The organism is Streptosporangium brasiliense, assembly GCF_030811595.1.
Classification (GTDB): Bacteria; Actinomycetota; Actinomycetes; order Streptosporangiales; family Streptosporangiaceae; genus Streptosporangium; species Streptosporangium brasiliense.
This window is the reverse complement of record NZ_JAUSRB010000002.1, coordinates 4,187,330-4,205,746: the sequence shown is the minus strand read 5'-3', so window position 1 is coordinate 4,205,746 and position 18,417 is coordinate 4,187,330. Positions and strand designations below refer to the sequence as shown.

12 protein-coding genes are annotated in these 18,417 nt (G+C 71.8%); 5 read left to right on the top strand and 7 right to left on the bottom strand.

The features are described 5' to 3' along the window. Positions 1-228 precede the first annotated feature (228 nt). Positions 229-1,452, bottom strand: coding sequence for a helix-turn-helix domain-containing protein (locus tag J2S55_RS27970; RefSeq protein ID WP_306866922.1), 1,224 nt, complete (start codon positions 1,450-1,452; stop codon positions 229-231). A gap of 481 nt (positions 1,453-1,933) precedes the next feature. On the opposite strand from J2S55_RS27970, the gene J2S55_RS27965 reads away from it, so the two are divergent. Then, on the top strand, positions 1,934-3,652 hold the full coding sequence (locus tag J2S55_RS27965; protein WP_306866918.1) for a CHAT domain-containing protein: 1,719 nt from the start codon (positions 1,934-1,936) through the stop codon (positions 3,650-3,652). Here J2S55_RS27965 and J2S55_RS27960 read toward each other — a convergent pair. The 4 genes from J2S55_RS27960 to J2S55_RS27945 form a co-directional block, all read right to left on the bottom strand. Further along, positions 3,592-4,404, bottom strand: coding sequence for a sulfurtransferase (locus J2S55_RS27960; RefSeq protein WP_306866915.1), 813 nt, complete (start codon positions 4,402-4,404; stop codon positions 3,592-3,594). The two genes, J2S55_RS27965 and J2S55_RS27960, sit on opposite strands and share 61 nt — an antisense overlap. Continuing rightward, positions 4,401-5,516, bottom strand: coding sequence for an alkaline phosphatase family protein (locus J2S55_RS27955; protein ID WP_306866912.1), 1,116 nt, complete (start codon positions 5,514-5,516; stop codon positions 4,401-4,403). Before J2S55_RS27955 ends, J2S55_RS27960 begins: the two co-directional genes overlap by 4 nt. Next, positions 5,513-6,103, bottom strand: a complete 591-nt coding sequence (locus J2S55_RS27950; RefSeq protein WP_089207763.1) for a DUF5998 family protein — start codon at positions 6,101-6,103, stop codon at positions 5,513-5,515. Before J2S55_RS27950 ends, J2S55_RS27955 begins: the two co-directional genes overlap by 4 nt. 295 nt (positions 6,104-6,398) lie before the next feature. Next, on the bottom strand, positions 6,399-9,017 hold the full coding sequence (locus tag J2S55_RS27945; protein ID WP_306866906.1) for a bifunctional acetate--CoA ligase family protein/GNAT family N-acetyltransferase: 2,619 nt from the start codon (positions 9,015-9,017) through the stop codon (positions 6,399-6,401). 175 nt (positions 9,018-9,192) lie between these two features. Here J2S55_RS27945 and J2S55_RS27940 point away from each other — a divergent pair, with 175 nt between their 5' ends. Both J2S55_RS27940 and J2S55_RS27935 read left to right on the top strand, forming a co-directional pair. After that, positions 9,193-10,086, top strand: a complete 894-nt coding sequence (locus tag J2S55_RS27940) for a carbohydrate kinase family protein (protein ID WP_306866904.1) — start codon at positions 9,193-9,195, stop codon at positions 10,084-10,086. Positions 10,087-10,286: 200 nt separating this feature from the next. After that, complete coding sequence (locus tag J2S55_RS27935; protein WP_306866901.1) at positions 10,287-11,333, top strand: magnesium transporter CorA family protein; 1,047 nt, start codon at positions 10,287-10,289, stop codon at positions 11,331-11,333. A gap of 89 nt (positions 11,334-11,422) precedes the next feature. Here J2S55_RS27935 and J2S55_RS27930 read toward each other — a convergent pair whose 3' ends face one another. Both J2S55_RS27930 and J2S55_RS27925 read right to left on the bottom strand, forming a co-directional pair. Continuing rightward, positions 11,423-13,492 carry a RecQ family ATP-dependent DNA helicase gene (locus J2S55_RS27930; RefSeq protein ID WP_306875593.1) on the bottom strand — a complete coding sequence of 690 codons (2,070 nt, stop codon included), beginning with the start codon at positions 13,490-13,492 and terminating at the stop codon, positions 11,423-11,425. A 155-nt stretch (positions 13,493-13,647) separates the two neighbouring features. After that, positions 13,648-14,469: a TauD/TfdA dioxygenase family protein gene (locus tag J2S55_RS27925; RefSeq protein ID WP_306866897.1), complete on the bottom strand. Its 822-nt coding sequence runs from the start codon at positions 14,467-14,469 to the stop codon at positions 13,648-13,650. Between the two features lie 292 nt (positions 14,470-14,761). On the opposite strand from J2S55_RS27925, the gene J2S55_RS27920 reads away from it, so the two are divergent. Both J2S55_RS27920 and J2S55_RS27915 read left to right on the top strand, forming a co-directional pair. Beyond that, positions 14,762-15,343, top strand: a complete 582-nt coding sequence (locus J2S55_RS27920) for a GNAT family N-acetyltransferase (protein ID WP_306866894.1) — start codon at positions 14,762-14,764, stop codon at positions 15,341-15,343. A 342-nt stretch (positions 15,344-15,685) separates the two neighbouring features. Beyond that, positions 15,686-18,181: a DNA gyrase/topoisomerase IV subunit A gene (locus J2S55_RS27915; RefSeq protein ID WP_306866892.1), complete on the top strand. Its 2,496-nt coding sequence runs from the start codon at positions 15,686-15,688 to the stop codon at positions 18,179-18,181. Positions 18,182-18,417 lie beyond the last annotated feature (236 nt).

Sequence of the window (18,417 nt, the reverse complement as noted above, 5' to 3'; positions counted from 1 at the left end):
GTACGTTCGCGCCAGATGTCCCATTTGTCGCTATACTCCGCCTGTAGCTCCTCGATAGAGCTAGGCCATGGTCCGTGCAGGCTTTCCGCCCTTTGTCTCTCTGGCCTCATCTTTGTGACCCCAATCAGCACGTCTGCAATGACGGTAGGTGAGGGGTCACTTAAAAAACAGAAGCGCAGCACGGTCCTTTGACCGTGCTGCGCCAATAAGGGCTACGTTACGTAGCCCTTATTCTCTGATGCCCATGAAATCAGCTAAGGCCCGCTGTTCCTCGCTGAGGGTCCTTGTGCGGGCCACCAGTACGTCGCGTAGCGTGTCCCGCCCTAACTGTTGATACCGAAGCCATCGAGGACTGCGTCCCCGAAGTTCCAAGAGAATTTCGGTTGCGCTGTCTACGCCCCCAGTCTGAACATGAGCCCTGGCTTCGTCTAACAGATGCCTGTCCCATTCCTCAGAGGTCATGTCGTCGCCCCGCCTCAGCGGCGCTGATAGTTCCAACGCTCTGACAGGGTCACCTGCGACAAGGGCGTTTTCTACCGCTTTCAATGCCACCGTGACAGGACCAAAGGTCTTGTAGTCCACGGTGTGATGTTCCCGCTGAAGCGGTGCAGCAGCAGCGGCAGCCATGCCGTGATACTCCTGAGCCTCTTGTGGTCGGTTGTTCCTCGCTGCCGCCGCGCTTGCCCTCAGCAGCATCCAGCCCCAGGCGGCTAGTTGGTTGGGGGTGGCCTTGGACAGTTGGGGCTCGATTTGCTCGGCGGTTTCCCTGCATAGCCGCTCAACCTCAGCGAGTCGCCCCTGACGCAGCATGGCATGAGCCTGTCCGCTTACAGCCGCCGCCGCGAGGGCAGTGTCTCCAATCTCCAACGCATCCATCAGAGATGCGTGAAGGGCCATCAGAGCGAGATCGTGAGCCCGGATCTGAATCAGATAGCGACCAGCCAGCCCTACCACATCTGCGCGGAGCCGCAGAGCTTCATGCCGTTCCTGGCTGTCCGCGTAACCATCTACATGATGGTGTGCCGATCGGACAAGAGCGGGTAGGAAGCTCGCCAGATCATCGTAGCGATCCGCGTGATAAGCACCCGCTACGACTTTGACGGCTGCACTAAGCCGCGACAGGTCTAGATTGTCACTATCGGCTGTTCCGTAGATCGGTCGTCCCGAGAGGCCCATCGGTGGATTGATCACGGATCGCATGTCCGCTAATACGACATCGTCGTGATTGTCTTCCATTGGTTCCGGTGAAGTTGGCCCCACGAAAGTGAGGGTCACCACGCCGAGAGTCCGCGCCAGTTGGTGAAGCGTTTCCAGCCTCGCGCTTCCACCCTGTTCGATCTTCTTGACTACTTGAAGACTCAGATTCGACGCTTTGGCAAGTTCTTCCTGCGTCATCCCGCGCCGTCTGCGCACCTCGCGTAGACGATCACCAATTTCCTGGCTATCGGTCACTGTGCATCCTCCTGCCTCTGACGCCAATTTCAGGCTAGCCGAGCATGCCCAGTTTGTGACCGCTTCGCTGACACCTGACCGGCCACGAAAACATCACTCAAAGACTTAACATGCCTCCGGCGGGGGCACTCCGCTCCGGGATGCAGGAGAAGCGCGGCGTGCGGGTTGGTAGTGGTTGAGGTCTGCCTGATCATCCCGCCTGCCACGCCCCAGGCAGAGCCCAGCAGTCCGACTCCTACGGATCAAGGCCGTCTGTGATCGTTGGCATCCAATGATCGAGGAACGGCAATCGGCGAGGGGACACGCAAAGACGGCCTTGACCCTCCGTCCCCGGCCCGCTGCCCTTCGGGTGGGACGAGGCAGACGGGATGATCAGGCTAGGCGGAGTATGTGCAGCACCTAGCCAGCTAGACCGATCTGCCTACGACTGCCAAAAAAGTGTAACAATCACACATCGGGCTACCCGGAGCGGCTGGCCACGATGCGCTGTGACCTGGCCGAGGCGCTGATCGCCGCCCATCTGCCGGGTGAGGCCCGGGCGCTGCTCGACCTGGCGGTGCCGGAGCTGGCCGCGGCGGGGGCGAACGTCGCCCTGGCCGAGGCCCGCCTCCTGCTCGCCCGGGCCGAGCTGCGCACCGGCGACCCGCACCGCGCCCGTCAGAGCGCGGAGCGGGCCGCGGCCGATCTGGCCGCGCAGGGCCGGACGGTCCTGGCGCCGCTGGCCACCGAGATCCTCCTGCGCGCCCGGCTCATGCTCGGCCCGCCCAGCGCGGAGCTGCTGGCCGAGATGCTCTCCTGCGCCGCCGGCCTCGACGCCGCGGGCCACCGGCATCTCTCCAGGGCGCTCAGGCTCACCGCCGCCGAGGTCGCGCTCCGGCTCGATGACCGTCCGGCCGCCGACGAGCAGCTCGCCCGGCTCGTCTCGGCCGGCCCGGACCTGGTCTCCCGGCAGGCGACGGCGCTGCGGCGGGCGCTGGCGGGCGACCGGCGCGGGGCCTTCGCGGCGGTCCGGGCCGGGCTGGCGGAGGTGGGCGCCGGGGCGACGGCCTTCGGAGACCCGATGGTGCGCGCCCATGCCGTCAGGGCCGGCGAGCCGCTGGCCGGGCTCGGGCTGGCGCTGGCCTTGGAGACCGGGCGGGGCCGTACGGTCCTGGCCTGGGCGGAGCGGTGGCGGGCGGTCGCCGGGGGCGCCGGGCGGCCCGTCGCGCCCGGCGTGGCGGAGCTGCGCGCCGCGCTCGGGGAGGCGGCGCTGGTGGAATACGTCCGTCACGCCGGTGAGCTGGTCGCCGTCGCGGTCACCCCGGACCGCGTCGTGCTGCGCCGCCTCGGTCCCTTCGCCGCGGTCGCCGAGGCCACCGTCAGGATCCGGTACGGCCTGCGCCGGACGCATCTGCTCGACGGGCGGGCGCCGGAGCTGGCCGGGGAGGCGGCGCTGCTGGAGCGGCTGCTCCTCGGCCCGCTGCGCGGCCGGCTGGGTGACCGGCCGCTGGTGATCGTGCCGACCGGGCCGCTGCACACCCTGCCCTGGCCGATCCTGCCGATGAACGCCGACCGCCCGGTGACCGTGACCTCCGGCGCCGCCGCCTGGCTGGCCGGCCACCGGATGCGGGCCGTACGCGACGGGGGGATCGTGGCGGTCGCCGGCCCCGGGCTGCGGTGCGCGGAGGCGGAGGCGGACATGGTCGGCGGCTGCCACCCGGGGGCCGGGCGGGTCACGGCGCTGCGGGCGGAGGTGATGGCGGCGCTGGACCGGGCGGAGGTGGCGCACCTGGCCGCGCACGGGATGTTCTCCCCGCGCAGCCCGCTGCTGTCCAGCCTCGACCTCGACGACGGCCCCCTGATGGCCTACGACCTGTTACGGCTGCGCACGCCGCCGCGGCTGGTGGTGCTGTCGGCGTGCGAGGCGGGCATGGCGCACGCTCCGGCCGACGGGGCGCCGCTGGGACTGGCGGGCGCCTTCCTGTCGCTGGGGTCGCAGTGCGTGGTGGCCAGCCTGGTCCCGGTACGCGACGAGGAGACCCTGACGCTGATGACGGTCTTCCACGAGCTGCTGGCCGCCGGCCACCCGCCCGCCCGGGCGCTGGCGGCGGCGGGCGGGAAGACCGGGGTGGCCGGCTTCGTCTGCTTCGGGTATGGGGATCAGCCGGTGGCCACCGGCCGCGAGGGGTCGGCCACCCAGTTGGACCAGGACCCGACGTAAAGGGCGGCGGGGATGCCCGCCACCTCCAGGGCCAGCACCTGGTGGGCCGCCGTCACGCCGGAGCCGCAGTAGGCGCCGACCCGCACGCCGGGGACGGCGCCGAGGGTGTTGAAGCGCTCGCGCAGGAAGTCGGGCCGGTGGAAACGGCCAGACGGGTCGACGTTCTCGCCGGTGGGGGCGCTGACCGCGCCGGGGATGTGCCCGGCGACGGGGTCGATCGGCTCGACCTCGCCCCGATACCGTTCGGCGGCGCGGGCGTCGAGGAGGACCCCGTCGGAGGCGAGCTCCAGGGCCTGCTCGGCGTCGAGCACGGGCATCCCGCCCGGGCGTGCGACGAAGTCACCGGGCGGGGCGGTCTCCTCCCCCGCGGAGACGGGCAGGCCCGCGGCGGTCCACGCGCGCAGTCCGCCGTCGAGGACCCGGACGTCGGGGTGGCCGAAGTGGCGCAGCGCCCACCAGGCCCGGGCGGCGGCGGTGGAGTCGGCCCCGTCATAGACGACGACGGTCCGGGAGCCGGACACGCCCAGGCGGCGCATGGCCTCCTGGAACCGCTCGGCGGAGGGCAGCGGGTGGCGGCCCGCCGGCCCCGGTGCGGCGGCGAGGTCGGCGTCGAGGTCGCAGAAGACGGCGCCGGGGACGTGCCCCTCGCGGTAGGAGTCGACGTCGGGCGGCCCGCCGAACTTCCAGCGCACGTCCAGGACCGTCACCTCGGCCAGGTCGGCCAGGTCGGCAGGGGTGATCAGCGGGGTCATCGGGTGCTTACCTCCAGCAGAGGAACGTGCTGCTCGGCGGGTGTCAGCGAGCCGTGGCAGCCGGTGAACGACGCCTCGAGCGGCTCGGCGACCGAGGCGACGATAGCGCAGTCGGTGTAGGGGACGGCGAGGACGTCGCCGATCCGGGGCAGCCATTCGGAACGCACCCGCGGCCCGAACCAGCCCGACTCGACCGCCTCCTCGCGGGAGACCACCCACGCCTTGCCCGCCAGGATGTCACGCCAGGCGCCGAGCACGGCCGCCGCCGCGCCTGGACCGGTGTAGACGTGCCGGGCCCGGGTCTCGCCGCCGAGCAGGGCGACGCCCTCACGCAGCTCGGGGACGGCGTCCACGTCGATCTTCTCGGTGACGTTGACCATGCCGTGGTCGGCGGTGACGTACATCGCCGAGCCGGGCGGGAGCGCGTCCGCCAGCCGCTCGGCCATCCGGTCGACCAGGGCGAGCTGCTCCAGCCACTGCGGGGTGCCCCAGCCGGTCAGGTGGCCCATGGCGTCGAGGTCGCCGTAGTAGACCGTGACGTGGGAGCGGGGCTCGGCCAGGGCCCGGCGGGCGCCCTCGATCCGGTCGTCGACCGCGTCGGCGCCGACGAAGTTCACGCCGCGGTAGACGGCCCGGTTGAAGGCGGTGGGCTCGAACTTCGAGGGGGCGACGTAGCCGACGGCGATCCCGGCCGCCGCGGCGCGCTCGTAGACCGTCGGGGTGGGCTGCCACTCGTCGGGAGGGACCGGCGGGCCCGGGGCGGTCCAGCGCAGGCAGTTGAGCAGGTAGCCCGCGCCGGGCACGGCGAGCTGGTAGCCGAGCATGCCGTGCTCGCCCGGCGGCAGGCCGGTGCCCAGCGTGCCCAGGCTGGTCGCGGTGGTGGCGGGGAAGCCCGCGGTGAGCACCCGGCCGGTCCGGGCCGACAGGAACGGGGCCGCCTCGGGGTGGGCCCGGAGCAGCTCGGCCCCCAGGCCGTCGACGAGGAAGACCAGGACGCGCCCGGCCGGCGCGAGGCCCAGCGGGTTGCCCTCCCCCATTCCCAGGGCCGCCAGGAGGGAGGAGGACAGGTCGGCGAGCGAGGCCGCGCCGTAGGCGGGGACCAGGGGGTTCATGAGGCGGCGCGTGCGGTGGCCTCCGACAGCGCCTTGGCGAAGGCCAGCACGTGCGAGACGGCCTCGGGCCCGTCCGCCGCCTCGCTCACCCGCAGGGAGAGGTCGTCGGCCGTGATGGCACCGGTGTAGCCGTGGTCGGCCTCGCAGTTCTCGTCGCCGCAGGTGGCCGGCTCCAGGTCGACGTGGGAGATGGCCCCCCAGCCGATGGTGAGCGTGACCTCGGTGGGCGGCACGCCGGGCACGTAGGAGGCGGGGTCGGGGACGACCCGGGTGACGGCCACCGACTGGATACGGCTGAGCCGTACGGCCTCGGTGGTCGTGGAGGCGTGGGAGGCCGAGACCCCTTCCACCGGCGGGTGCTCGTCGGTGTGGCAGACGAGCAGCCGGGTGGGTGAGAGCACCAGGACGGTGACGTGCCGGCGCACCTCCATGGCCGGGTCGAAGGTGGCCTCGTGATGGACCACGTAGGCACCCACCTGCTCCTTGCCCAAAGCGGATTCGACCGCGTCGGCGACCAGGTCGGGATAGTAGCCACTGCGGTCGATGGCGTCGCGCAGGCCGGCGGCCGAGAGTCGGGTTTCCCTCATGGGTCCATCCTGCCCTGTCCGGGGCAGCGCTTTCACCCTGTGCGCACGCGGTTCGGCCATCGGCGCAAATCGTGACCCGACGCGCCGCGGCCCTTTTACGCGCCACCGGCATTCAATTCCAATTTCCGTGGTCAATTGTCGTTCTCCGGCCACCCGGGCGCTTTTCACCGCGCCCCGGGCGCCCGAGTGCTTTTCACCTCGTCCCGAGGGCTTTTCACCCCACCCTGGGCGCCTTTCACCGCGGCCCGGCCGGCGTCGGGGCGGTCCGGCCGGGGCGGCGCCGGCCGGGGTGGCGCTAGCCGAGACGGCGCGGTCCGCCGTCGAGCCGCGGCCCCACCGGGCTGCTCAGCACCGCGCGCGCCCCCAGCACGATCACCTCGGACTCTCCGACCAGCACCGGGTCGAGATCGAGCCTGGCCACCTCGGGAAGGTCGTCGGCCAGCCGTCCGACCCGGACCAGCAGGTCCTCCAGCGCCTCGACCGCCACCGGCGGGTAGCCGTACTCGCCGAAGAGCAGGGGTGCCGCACGCGGTGACCTGACCAGGGCCGCCGCGTCCTCACGCGTCAGCGGGGCGAGCCGGTAGACCTCATCGCGCAGCAGCCGGGCGGTGACCTCGCCGAGCCCGAAGGAGACGACCGACCCGAACGCGGAGTCCTCGACGACGCCGACCACCGTCGGCACCGCGGGCTGCGGGACCATCCGCTGCACCGCGAGCACGGCGTCGGAGCCGAGCTGCTCCCGCAGGCCGGCGAAGGCCTCACGGACCCCGTCGGGGCCGGTCAGCCCCAGACGCACCGTGCCCGCGCGTTTGGCCGCCTCGGGATCGGCGGCCTTCAGCACCACCGGCCAGCCCAGCCGCCCGGCCGCCTCGACGGCCTCCTCCGGCGAGCCCACCACCTCCGCGGGCCACACGGTCAGCCCGTAGCAGGCGAGCAGCTCCGAAGCCTCGATCTCGGCCGGCTCCTCCCCCAGCCCGGACAGCACCAGCCGCCGTGCCGCGGCGGTGTCGACGCCCTCGATCTCCTCCTGGAGACCGGCGGGCTGCTTGAGCCAGTGCGCGTGCCGTACGACATGGGCCAGCGCGCGGACCGCCTCCTCCGGCGCCGGGTAGGACGGGATCGACCCGCGCTCGGGGACGGCGCCGACCCGCAGCTCCGGCAGCATGCCGATCCTGCCCTCGAAGGTGGCCAGCACCGGCTTGCCGCAGTCGCGGGAGACCCGCAGCAGCTCGGCGGCGACCTCGTCGGCCCCTCCGGGGATGGGCGGCATGTAGATCGCGACCACCGCGTCCACGTCCGGGATCAGCGAGGCCAGGGCCGTGCCGAACTCGGCGGCCCCCGCCCGCGCGCCGAGGTTGACCGGCGTCCCGGGCTCCAGCCCGGCACGCACGCAGGCGTCGGCCGCGAGCAGCGCCAGCGCGTCGGAGTTGCTCACCAGGCCGACCCGGGGCCCCGCGGGCAGCGGCTGGTAGGCCAGGAGCTGCGCCACGTCGAACTGCTGGATCAGGTCGTCGACCCGGACCACCCCGGCCTGCTCGAACAGCGAGCTCAACACGGTGTCGGGCAGGCCGAGCACGGGCGCGGCGTGGCCGGTGGGCACGCCCTGGGTGGTGCCGCCGCTCTTGACCACCACGATCGGCTTGCGCCGGGAGATCCGCCTGGCCAGGCGGGCGAACTTGCGGGGGTTTCCCAGCGACTCCAGGTAGAGCAGGATCACGTCGGTCTGCGGGTCCTCCTCCCAGTATTGGAGCAGGTCGTTGCCCGAGACGTCGGCGCGGTTGCCCGCCGACACGAACGAGGAGATGCCCATGCCGCGCTGGGCCACCCGCTGCAGCAGGGCGGTGCCCAGGGCACCGGACTGGCTGAAGAACCCGACCCGGCCCCGCCCGGGGATGGTCGCGGCGAGCGTGGCGTTCAGCCGGACCGCCGGATCGGTGTTGGCGACGCCGAGGCAGTTGGGGCCGACGACGCGCAGGCCGTAGGCGCGGGCGATGCGGACCAGCTCATCCTGCCTGGCCCGTCCCTCGGGGCCGGTCTCGCCGAACCCGGAGGAGACCACGATCAGCCCGCGCACGCCTTTCTCCGCGCACTCCTTCACCACCTCGATCACCCCGTCGGCGGGTACGGCCAGCACGGCGAGGTCGACCTCTCCGTCGATGGCCGTCACGCTCGGGTAGGCCCGCACCCCGGCGACGGCCCGCGCCTCGCGGTGCACCGGGTAGACCGGGCCGGTGAAGTCCGCGCCGAGCAGGTTGCGCAGAACGGTCTGGCCGACGCCGCCCGGCTCGCGGCCCGCGCCGACGACCGCCACCGAACCCGGGGAGAGCAGCCGCTCGATCGAGCGGGACTCGGCCCGGTGCTCGCGGGAGGCGGTCACCTCCTGGGCGGTCTCGGTCGGGGTGAGGTCGAGGGTCATCCGGACCACGCCGTCGGCGAAGCGGCTCTGCGCGGTGTAGCCCACCTGCTTGAGCACCGCCATCATCTTCTGGTTGGCGGGCAGCACGTCGGCGACGAAGCGGGCGATCCCCCGCTCCCGGGCGGTCGCGGCCAGATGCTCCAGCAGCACCGAGGCGACCCCCCGCCCCTGGTGGGCGTCCTCGACGAGGAAGGCGACCTCGGCCTCTCCCGGCCCGATCCGGTCATAGCGGATCACCGCCACCATCTCCGTGCCGATCGTCGCGATCAGCGCGACGCGGTCCACGTAGTCGACGTTGGTGAACCAGGTGATCTCACGGTCCGACAGCCGGGGCCGGGGGCCGAAGAACCGGAAATAGATCGACTCCTCGGACAGCCTGGAGTAGAAGGAGCGCAACCGGTCGGCGTCGGCGGGCCGGATCGGGCGCACATGGGCGGTACCGCCGTCCGACAGGACGACATCCGCCTCCCAGTGAGCGGGATACTGAGAAACCTCCACACTCCCGAGAGTAAACGTGGATCCCACATGACGGACAAGCCGGGCATGTTCCCACAACGCTTGTGCATCGACTACGGTCCCGTGTCCGGTCCGGACCCCATACGCTGGCCTGAAGCTGTTAAGTTTTTCGCGGCTAGAGGCACGTCGGCATCGAAGGCAGCAAGGTGGTGACATCATGACGCGGGTGGTCGTGGTGGGCGATCTCATGACCGACGCGGTCGCACGGGCTCGCTACCCGTTGGCCAGGGCCAGCGACACACCGGCGGTCGTCACCATGCACGGCGGGGGCTCGGGCGCCAACATCGCCTCCTGGCTCGCCGTCGAGGGCGCCGAGGTGGCCTTCATCGGGCGTCGCGGCGCCGACATCACCGGACGTAACCGCGACATGGAGCTGATGGGCTACGGCGTCGACGCCCGCCTCGTCATGGACCCCGAGCGGCCGACCGGCACCTGTGTGGTGCTCGTCACGCACAAGGGCGAGCGCACCATGCTCTCCGACCCGGGGGCGAACGCCGCCCTGTCGCCCGAGGACCTGCCCCGCGACCTGTTCGCCCAGGGCGGCCACCTGCACCTGTCGGGCTACACCCTGATCAACGAGGGCTCCCGCGAGGCCGGCCTCGCCTCCCTGGAGATGGCCCGCCGCGCCGGGATGTCCGTCTCGGTCGACTGCTCCTCCTCCGCCCCCCTGGAGCGGACCGGGGCCGAGCCGTTCCTCGAATGGACCCAGAACGCCAAGCTGCTGTTCGCCAACGCCGACCAGGCCAAGGTGCTGACCGGCCGTGACGAGCCCGCCGCCGCCGCGAAGGTGCTCACCGCCTGGTTCCCCCAGGTCGTGGTCAAGCTCAACGACGAGGGCGCGCTGTGGTACACCAACAGCCGCACCGAGCCGGTCAAGGTGCCCGCCGAGACCGTGGAGCGCGTGGTCGACGGCACCGGCGCCGGTGACGCCTTCACCGCCGGATTCCTGCCGGCCTGGCTGGAGGGCAAGCCCCCCGCCGACGCCCTCGCCTCCGGCTGCCGCCTGGCCTCCAGGGCCATCTCCCACCTGGGCGCCCGCCCCCGCCTCTGACCCCGTACGGCCCGCCGTGGCGGGAGCCGTCCTGTCTCGGCAGGGCAGGCGCCGGGCCACCCGCGAAGGCCGGACACCGATGTGAAGTCCCTGGTCGCAGGGGCGCCGGCGGCTCTTGACACGATCGGAGTCGAGACGCAGTCAGCCCGCGGCGCCGGTCCGACCGGCCCGCGCCGGCATCGGTGAGGGATGTGAGCAGGATGGACGTTCGCCTGGTCGGCAACGAGGGGGTCGAGGAACGTCCCGTCGAAGAACTGGCGGCGCTGCTCGACCGTGAGGACGTCCTGGTCTGGGTGGACATCCCCGGCTGTGACCAGGAGGCCGCGCACGTGCTGTCGGAGGTGTTCGGCTTCCATCCGATGGCGGTCCGGGACTGCGTCGGGCGTAACCGGGTGCCCAAGGTGCACGCCTACCCGGACCACGCGTTCGTCGTCCTGCACGCCCCCGCCCGGGGCGAGCGCGGCCACGTGCACTACATCGAGCTCGACCAGTTCATCGGCCGGAACTACGTGGTGACCGTCCACGGACCGATCAACCCGGCGGTCGACCCGGGGATCGCCCTGCGTGAGACCCGCGCGGTGCTCACCCGGATCGTGGCGGGGCGCCTGCGCCCCGCCACGCCGTCCGAACTGTCGTACGCGATCGTCTCCGCCCTGATCCGCAATCAGGAGGAGTACGTGGAGACGGTGACGAGCGACGTGTGGCGGCTGGAGCAGCGGGTCACGGGCGGACAGGTCGGCGATCCCGAGGAGTTCCTCAACGAGCTGTTCCGGGCCCGCCACGGCCTGCTCGCCGTACGCACCATGGGCGCGCTGGGCGGCGCGATCTACGGGAGGATGACCAACCTCACCCGTGTCTCCCCCGAGGGGCGGCGGCTGGTGGTCGACGTCGCCGACCAGTTCGACCGGATCCGCACCCTGGCCGACGGCGAGAGGGAGTATCTCCAAGGGGTGATCGAGTTCTACCAGACCACCCTCACCATCAAGGCCGCGCTGGTCGGCCAGGCGCAGAACGCTGAGGTCAAGCGCCTGACCGAGGCCAGCTACACCCAGAACGAAGAGATCAAGAAGATCTCCGCGTGGGCGGCGATCTTCTTCGCCCCCACTCTCGTCGGCACCGTGTACGGCATGAACTTCGTCCACATGCCGGAGCTGCACTGGATCGCCGGCTACCCGTTGGCACTGGTCCTGATGGTGCTGGGATCCGCCGTGCTCTACGTGATGTTCAGGCGGCGGGGGTGGCTGTGACCGCTGTGGACCGGTGACGCGCCGCGCTCGGAGGTCTCCCACCCGCCGGCCGCGTCACCGGCCTGACCTGGCCTGGCCTGACAGCCCGCCTAGCTCGTCACCGCGAGGGCGAGCGGCAGCACCGCGGGGGCCCCGGCGTGACGGATCATGGCGGCGCCGAGCGTCATGCTCCAGCCGGTGTCGACGCGGTCGTCGACCAGCAGGACCGGGCCGCCCGCCCCGGCGACGGCGGCGCCGAGCGCCGAGGGCATGGCGAGCGTGCCGCGGACGGCCTGGACCCGCTGCGCGCTGTTGAACTGGCGGCCGGGCGGGCCCGAGCGGTATCCGAGGTCGCCCAGATAGGACAGGCGGCCGACCTGGGCCAGCCGCTCGGCCAGGCTGCGGACCAGCTTGGGACGGGCGGCGGAGGGCATCGCGACCACCGCGACCGGACGCTGGGCCCACTCCCACGACGACAGCACCTTGACCATCGCGGCGAAGACGTCGTCGGGGACCGGGCCGTCGGGGGCGCCGTCGGCGAGGAGGCCGCGCAGGCGGTTGCCCCAGCCGATGTCGGTCAGCCGCCCCAGGGCGCGGCCGGGCTCGGCGCCCAGCTCGGGCTTGATCCGGCCCTTGAGGTCGGTCAGCCCGGTCGGCCACTGCCTGCGCGCCTCGATCTCCACCCCGGGCCGCCGCAGGCTCTCGGCGGCGTGCTCCACCGCCCGCGCCTCGACCTCGGGCGAGCGGTGCGCGCCCGTACAGTTGTCGCAGCGCCCGCACGGGGCGGCGGTGTCGTCGTCCAGGCGCCGGCGCAGGAACATCTCCCGGCACTCGGTGGTGTCGAGGTAGTCGAGCATGGCCCGCTGCTCGGCCTCGCGCTCGGCGGCGACCCGGGCGTAGCGGTCGGCGTCGTAGCCCCAGGTCTCGCCGGTGGCCTCCCAGCCGCCCTTGACCCGGCGCACCGCGCCGTCCACGTCGAGCACCTTGAGCATGGTCTCCAGCCGGGTGCGGCTGAGGTCCACCCTGTTCTCCAGCGCGGCCGTGGACAGCACGCCCCCCTCTTCGAGGGCGGCGAGCACGGTCCGCACGACCGGCTCGGGCGGGAAGGCCAGCGAGGCGAAGTAGGCCCAGATCTCCCTGTCTTCGGCGCCGGGCAGCAGGATCACCTCGGCCCGCTCGACCCCGCGCCCCGCCCGGCCGACCTGCTGGTAGTAGGCCACGGGCGACGGCGGCGCGCCGACGTGGACGACGAAGCCGAGATCGGGCTTGTCGTATCCCATGCCCAGCGCGGAGGTGGCGACCAACGCCTTGATCTTGTTGTCGAGCAGGGCCTGCTCGGCGGCGAGCCGCTCGGCCTGCTCGGTCTGCCCGGAGTAGGCCGCCACCTCGTGCCCCTGCTCGCGCAGATAGGCGGCGATCTCCTGGGCGGCGGCGACGGTGAGGGTGTAGACGATCCCGGAGCCGGGCAGCTCGTGCAGGGTCCGGGCGAGCCAGGCCAGGCGCTGCTCGGCGCCGCGCAGCCGGACGACCCCCAGATGGAGGCTCTCGCGCTCCAGCGCCCCGCGCAGGACGAGCGTCTCCTCGCCCATCTGCTCGGCGACGTCGCGGGTGACCCGGGCGTTGGCCGTGGCGGTGGTGGCCAGGATCGGCACGCCCTCGGGCAGCTCCTCGAACATGGTGCGCAGCCGCCGGTAGTCGGGGCGGAAGTCGTGGCCCCAGTCGGAGATGCAGTGCGCCTCGTCGACCACGACCAGGCCCGCGCTCTCGGCCAGCTCGGGCAGGACCTGGTCGCGGAAGTCGGGGTTGTTGAGCCGCTCGGGGCTGACCAGCAGCACGTCGACCATGCCCTCGGCGACCTGGCCGTAGACCTGCTCCCACTCCTCGGGGTTGGCCGAGTTGATCGTGACCGCGTTGATCCCGGCCCGCTCGGCGGCGGCGATCTGGTTGCGCATCAGCGCCAGCAGCGGCGACACGATGACGGTCGGCCCCTCGCCCAGCTCGCGCAGGAGCGCGGTGGCGATGAAGTAGACCGCTGACTTGCCCCAGCCGGTCCGCTGCACCACGAGCACCCTGCGGCGGTCCATGACCAGCGCCTTGATGGCCGCCCACTGGTCCTCGCGCAGCCGGGCGTGCTCGCCCGCCAGCGCCCGCAGCCGCCCCTCGGCCTCTTCGCGCAGCATCTGCTCTTCGCTCACCGGTCATTGGTACCAGGTCCCGGTGACTGTTTCACTCCGGTACGGCCCGCGGGTTCACTCCGGTACGGCCCGCGGGCCGTACCGGATCACGCGCCGGCGCCCGCCCGTCGGCCGGCCCCGCGCCCCCGCCGGTGGGCCGGTCAGCGGTCCAGGTGCTCCGGGAAGGCGTTGATGGTCACCCGGTGCATACGGCGGCGCTCGGTGTAGTCGGCCACCGCGTAGTGCTGGGTGCTGCGGTTGTCCCAGAAGGCCAGGGTGCCCGGCCGCCAGTTGAGCCGGACCTGGTACTCGGGCGAGCGGATGTGGTCGATCAGATACGGCAGCAGCGCCTCGTTCTCCCGGTCGGAGAGCTGCACCAGCCGGGTGGTGGAGGAGCGGTTGACGAACAGCGCCTTGCGCCCGGTCTCGGCGTGGACCCGGACCACGGGACGCTCGATCGGCGGCCATTTCGCCTGAATCTCGGCGAGGTCGAAGTCGTGGCCCTTGGAGATGGCCTTCTTCATCGAGGCCGTGATGTCGTGGATCGCGGTGAGCTCGTCACAGAGCCGCTGGATGGGCGGCGAGAGCGTCTCGTAGGCCAGATAGGTGTTGGCGAACAGGGTGTCGCCGCCGACGCTGGGGAGCTGCACGCAGCGCAGCAGCGAGCCCATCGGCGGGACGGGCTCGAAGGTGTTGTCGCTGTGCCACTCGTCGCCGCCCTCCCCCTTGGGGTCGGTCTGGTCGAGGATGTGGATCGGGGTGCCGCTGTCCTTCTTGAAGGCCGGGTGGTTGATGGAGCCGAAGTTCTCGGCGAAGCGGATGTGCTCCTCGTCGTTGATGTGCTGGTCGCGGAAGAAGAGGACCTTGTGCTCCAGCCAGCCCCGGCGGATCTCCTGGACCTCGCCCTCCGACAGTGGCTTGCGTAGGTCGACGCCGCTCACCTCGGCGCCGATGTGCCTGGTGACGGGCCTGAACTCGATCATCTTGTGGACGCCCCTCCGGTTGTGGCCGCATGCCGATCACAGGGGCCGCAGCCCCTCGCTCCGAGCGTCGCCCGACCGCGCCTATCAAGCAACCGCTTGGTCAAGCATATGCCCCGCCCGGGCCGGGGAGAAGGCGCCGGGGATCACTCCCGCCCGGACCGGACGGACCGGGCGGGGGCAGGCGGACGGGCCCGGCGGGAGCGACCGGACGGACCGGACGTGAACGGGCGGCCGTTCCCGGCGGGAGCGGGCGGACCGGCCACGCTCGCCACCGTGGTTTGATGCATCTCATATGGACGTCACAACGTGGTACCTCGAACAGACCTCGCGTTCCGACCTGCTCCCCGCGAAGCCGCCGGCGATCGAGGTCGACATCGTACGCGCCGAGGTCGTCTCCCCCGAGTTCAGCCGCTTCCTGAACACGGCCGTGGGCGGCGACTGGCACTGGACCGAGCGGCTGCCGTGGACCTGGCGGCAGTGGGCCGACTGGCTGGAACGCGGCGTGGAGACCTGGGTGGCCTATCACCGCGGCACCCCGGCGGGCTACGTCGAGCTCGTGCCCGGCGACGACGCCTCGGTCGAGATCTCCTGCTTCGGCCTCCTGCCCTGGGCGATCGGCAAGGGCATCGGGGGCCACCTGCTGGAGACCGGCGCGGCCCGCGCCTGGGACCTGGCCGAGCGGCAGCCGGAGCGGGAGCCCACCCGGCGGGTCTGGCTGCACACCTGCTCCCTCGACAGCCCGGTCGCGCTCGCCAACTACCGGGCGCGGGGGTTCCGGGTCTTCGACACCAAGCTGAACGCCCCCGGAGACGAGTATGAGGGGCCCGCGCCCGGCCCGTGGCCGGGGGCCGGGCCTCGCACGCCCGACGCCTGAACGATCCCGACAGACGGTCCGGAAGTGTCGGACGGCGTGAGTATCGTAACGAATCGTGGCACAGCATCCGGTCACGCCGATCGGGGTTGAGCCCGCGGATCAGCCCCGTCATCATCGAGGAGGCGCCTTCGACGACTCCGTTCCCCGTGCGTGAGCGCACAGGACGCGTCGTCGTACGCTACCGCATCGCCATCGGCACGGGATATACCGATACCCCGCACACCGACCCGACGCTCCTCCAGCGAGCCGAGGACCACCGTCACACCACGAAGACAGCGAAGACAGAAGGAGGATGCGCTTCCCTCTCGGTCTGAAGGCCGAGGTGCCCGCGCAGGAAATCAGATGGCCCGACGGACGACCACACCCCCGACTGACGAGGACTTCGAGGAGCGGATCGTCGACATCGACGTCTCCGCCGAGATGCGCACCAGCTTCCTCGAATACGCATACTCGGTCATCTACCAGCGCGCGCTGCCCGATGCCAGGGACGGCCTCAAGCCGGTCCAGCGCCGCATCCTCTATTCCATGAGCGAGATGGGCCTGCGGCCCGACCGGGGACACGTCAAGTCATCGCGGGTCGTCGGCGACGTGATGGGCAAGCTGCATCCGCACGGTGACACCGCCATCTACGACGCGCTGGTCCGCATGGCCCAGCCGTTCTCGATGCGGCTGCCGCTGATCGACGGCCACGGCAACTTCGGCTCCCCCGACGACCTGCCCGCCGCCATGCGTTACACCGAGGCCCGGCTGGCCGCCGCGGCCATGGCCATGGTGCAGTCGATCGACGAGGACACCGTCGACTTCAAGCCCAACTACGACGGCCAGGAGACCGAGCCCACGGTCATGCCGTCGGCCTTCCCGAACCTGCTGGTCAACGGGGCCACCGGCATCGCGGTCGGCATGGCGACCAACATGGCGCCGCACAACCTCGTCGAGGTCGTCGCCGCGGCCCGCCACCTGATCAAGAAGCCGGACGCCACGCTCGACGACCTGATGCGGTTCGTCCCGGGCCCCGACCTGCCCACCGGCGGCACGATCATCGGCCTCGACGGCATCCGCGACGCCTACGCCAAGGGCCGCGGCACCTTCCGGATGCGCGCCAAGTGCTCCGTGGAGCAGGTCAGCCCCCGGCGCAAGGGCATCATCGTCACCGAGCTGCCCTTCAACGTGGGCCCCGAGCGGGTGGTCACCAAGATCAGGGAGCTGGTCACGGCCAAGAAGCTCCAGGGCATCTCCGACCTGAAGGACCTCAGCGACCGGCACAAGGGTCTCAACCTGGTCATCGAGATCAAGAACGGCTTCATCCCCGAGGCCGTGCTGGAGGAGCTCTACCGGCTGACGCCGATGGAGGAGACCTTCGGCATCAACAACGTGGCGCTGGTCGACGGCCAGCCGCGCACGCTCGGCCTGCGCGAGCTGCTCCAGGTCTACGTGGACCACCGCCTCGACGTGGTCCGCCGCCGTTCGGCCTACCGCCGCCGCAGGCGCGAGGAGCGCCTGCACCTCGTCGAGGGCCTCATCATCGCCCTGCTCGACATCGACGAGGTCATCCAGGTCATCCGCTCCTCGGACGACTCGGCCCAGGCCCGCGAGCGGCTGATGGAGGTCTTCGAGCTGTCGGAGATCCAGGCCGGCTACATCCTCGACACCCCGCTGCGCCGCCTGACCCGCTTCGACAAGCTGGAGCTCGACAGGGAGAAGGAGACGCTGGAGAGCGAGATCGCCGAGCTGACCGCGATCCTGTCCTCCGAGGACAAGCTCCGTAAGGTCGTCTCCGACGAGCTCGCCCAGGTCGCCAAGACCTTCGGCACGCCCCGCCGCACGGTGCTGCTGGAGTCCTCCGGCATCACCAGGAACGCCTCGGCACCCCTGGAGGTGGCCGACGACCCGTGCCTGGTGCTTTACTCCTCCACCGGCCTGCTGGCCCGTACGGCCGACGCCTCCCCGCTGGCGGGCGAGGGCGAGCGCTCGGCCCATGACGTGCTGGTCTCCGTGGTGAACAGCACGGTCAGGGGCGAGGTGGGCGTGGTCACCAACCAGGGCCGGATGATCCGGATCCAGGTGGTCGACCTGCCGACGCTGCCCCCCTCGGCCAACCCGCCGTCGCTGTCCGGCGGACACCCCGTCTCCGAATACGTCACCCTCGCCCCGGACGAGACGGTCGTGGGCATCGGCTCGCTCGACCCCGACGGCCCCGGCCTGGCCCTGGGGACCGCGCAGGGCGTGGTCAAGCGGGTCGTCCCCGACTATCCGGCCAACCGCGACGACTTCGAGGTCATCGGGCTCAAGGACGGCGACACCGTGGTCGGAGCGGTGGAGCTGACCACCGAGGAGCACGATCTGGTCTTCATCACCTCCGACGCCCAGCTGCTGCGCTACCCCGCCGCCAACGTCCGGCCGCAGGGCCGTCCGGCGGGCGGCATGGCGGGCGTCCGGCTGGACGGCGGCGCCACGGTGATCTGGTTCGGCGTGGTCGACCCGGCACGCGAGTCCCGGGTCGTGACGATCGCGGGATCCTCCACCGCGCTGCCCGGCACCCAGGTCGGCGGTGCGAAGGTCTCCGACTACGCCGAATATCCGGCCAAGGGCCGCGCCACCGGCGGCGTCCGGGTCCAGCGCTTCCTCAAGGGCGAAGACGTGCTGCTGCTCGCCTGGGCCGGTCCCGCGCCGGCCCGCGCGGTCTCCACCGTCGGCAAGCCGGTCCCGCTCCCCGAGGAGCTGGGCCGCCGTGACGGCTCCGGCGTCCGTCTCACCCACACGGTGGCGGCGGTGGGCGGCGCCCTCGGCGCGTCCGGCGAGGAGCCGGCCGCCGGAGATCCGGCTCCGTCCGGAGAGTGACCCTCCGGGCCCCGTGGGGCCTCTCAGGACCCGCGTCCGCCGGACGCGACGCCGCGCCGGCCGAGCGGGCGGCCCCACGGGGCCTCTCGGGACCCGCGCGTCCCTGAGGGGCCCCACGGGCGCTCGGCCCCGGCCGGACCGGGCCGCCGGCTCCGGGCCCGGCCGGCATGCGGAACGCACGGCCGGTCCGTGCGTTCCGCATCTGCCCTTTGCGCGCCGGCCGCCCGATCGTTGAG

Excerpts from the sequence above, each read along its gene's own strand:
- J2S55_RS27965 (WP_306866918.1), top strand. The coding sequence starts at position 1,934 with ATGCGCTGTGACCTGGCCGAGGCGCTGATCGCCGCCCATCTGCCGGGT.
- J2S55_RS27960 (WP_306866915.1), bottom strand. The coding sequence starts at position 4,404 with ATGACCCCGCTGATCACCCCTGCCGACCTGGCCGACCTGGCCGAGGTG.
- J2S55_RS27955 (WP_306866912.1), bottom strand. The coding sequence starts at position 5,516 with ATGAACCCCCTGGTCCCCGCCTACGGCGCGGCCTCGCTCGCCGACCTG.
- J2S55_RS27950 (WP_089207763.1), bottom strand. The coding sequence starts at position 6,103 with ATGAGGGAAACCCGACTCTCGGCCGCCGGCCTGCGCGACGCCATCGAC.
- J2S55_RS27940 (WP_306866904.1), top strand. The coding sequence starts at position 9,193 with ATGACGCGGGTGGTCGTGGTGGGCGATCTCATGACCGACGCGGTCGCA.
- J2S55_RS27935 (WP_306866901.1), top strand. The coding sequence starts at position 10,287 with ATGGACGTTCGCCTGGTCGGCAACGAGGGGGTCGAGGAACGTCCCGTC.
- J2S55_RS27930 (WP_306875593.1), bottom strand. The coding sequence starts at position 13,492 with ATGCTGCGCGAAGAGGCCGAGGGGCGGCTGCGGGCGCTGGCGGGCGAG.
- J2S55_RS27925 (WP_306866897.1), bottom strand. The coding sequence starts at position 14,469 with ATGATCGAGTTCAGGCCCGTCACCAGGCACATCGGCGCCGAGGTGAGC.
- J2S55_RS27920 (WP_306866894.1), top strand. The coding sequence starts at position 14,762 with ATGGACGTCACAACGTGGTACCTCGAACAGACCTCGCGTTCCGACCTG.
- J2S55_RS27915 (WP_306866892.1), top strand. The coding sequence starts at position 15,686 with ATGGCCCGACGGACGACCACACCCCCGACTGACGAGGACTTCGAGGAG.